Source organism: Aquidulcibacter sp. (assembly GCF_049239865.1).
Lineage (GTDB): Bacteria > Pseudomonadota > Alphaproteobacteria > Caulobacterales > Aquidulcibacteraceae > Aquidulcibacter.
The window spans coordinates 1-1,221 of the sequence record NZ_JBMLTR010000091.1; the positions used below are offsets into that span (position 1 = coordinate 1).

At 55.5% G+C, this 1,221-nt stretch carries 1 protein-coding gene; it reads left to right on the forward strand.

Annotation, left to right across the window (positions count from 1 at the left end):
- The first annotated feature begins 156 nt into the window (after nucleotides 1-156).
- Nucleotides 157-1,200: an IS110 family transposase gene (locus ACOVRA_RS06775; protein WP_421719618.1), complete on the forward strand. Its 1,044-nt coding sequence runs from the start codon at nucleotides 157-159 to the stop codon at nucleotides 1,198-1,200.
- Nucleotides 1,201-1,221 lie beyond the last annotated feature (21 nt).

Here is a 1,221-nt window from a genome sequence, read left to right on the forward strand (position 1 = left end):
TACGATTGACTTCGTGTCATTGCGTTGACTTGTCGACCATCAGGTTGCCCCGGCAGCGGGCGAGATGTGACTTCATAGGAGCCTGACGGTTGCGTACCTTCACAGTCCTGTCCTCTTCGATCGATGCCTGGGCGCAGTTTTAACCAAGAGAAAAACATGGACCAGATCATCATTGGCGTCGACACGCACAAATCAAGTCATATCGCTGTCGCGATCAACACGCAGGGCACGCGGTTAGGCACGATGACGATCCCGACCACGCGTCAGGGATATCGCAGTCTGGAGGCTTGGGCAACAGGATTTGGCCCTGTCAAAGCCTTTGGTATCGAAGGCACTGGCTCTTACGGCGCTGGTCTATCCCGAGATCTGCAAACAAAGGGACACACTGTCCTGGACGTCATTCGTCCCAATCGCCAACTCCGCTACCTTCATGGCAAATCCGACATTCTGGATGCAGAAAGCGCTGCAAAGTCGGTGCTGAACGGGCAGGCTACCGCCCTGGCAAAAACTCAGAGCGGGGCTTCTGAGATGATCCGCCATATAAAAATTGCGCGAGACAGCGCCGTCAAGTCCAAGTCTCAAGCCATGATTACTCTTAAAACACTGATTATAAACGCGCCGGCGGAGCTGCGCGCCAGCCTTGACCAGATTCGTGGACCGATCACTCTGGTTCGCCACATCTCAGCACTACGGCCTGGCGAGATTACTTCCCCGACCGCATCGGCAAAGGCGGCCCTGCGAGCCCTTGCTCAGCGGTGGCTAGCACTTCATGAGGAGATCCAGATCCACGAAGCCGAATTGGAACGCTTGGTCGCTGACAAAGCGCCCAAACTGATGAAGTCGCACGGCATCTCAACATTGACTGTGGCCGAAATGCTAATCTTGGTAGGCGATAATCCTGAACGCATCCGATCCGAAGCCGCACTTGCAAAGCTCTGCGGCATCTGCCCGATCCCGGCTTCCAGTGGAAAGACAACCCGAATGCGATTGAACCGTGGCGGCAACAGACAGGCCAATGCTGCCATCTATCGTGTCGCCGTTGTTCGGATGCGCGACGACGATAGAACGAAAGCCTACGCCGCCCGGCGAACAGCAGAAGGCAAAACCAGGCGCGAGATCGTCCGCTGCATCAAAAGGTACATCGTGCGCGAAGTCTACACCGCACTCTGCGCAACAAAATCAACTCAAATTCCCGCTTGACGAACATAGGAGCATCAACGC

Coding starts and splice junctions, on each gene's coding strand:
- ACOVRA_RS06775 (WP_421719618.1), top strand. CDS start 157: ATGGACCAGATCATCATTGGCGTCGACACGCACAAATCAAGTCATATC.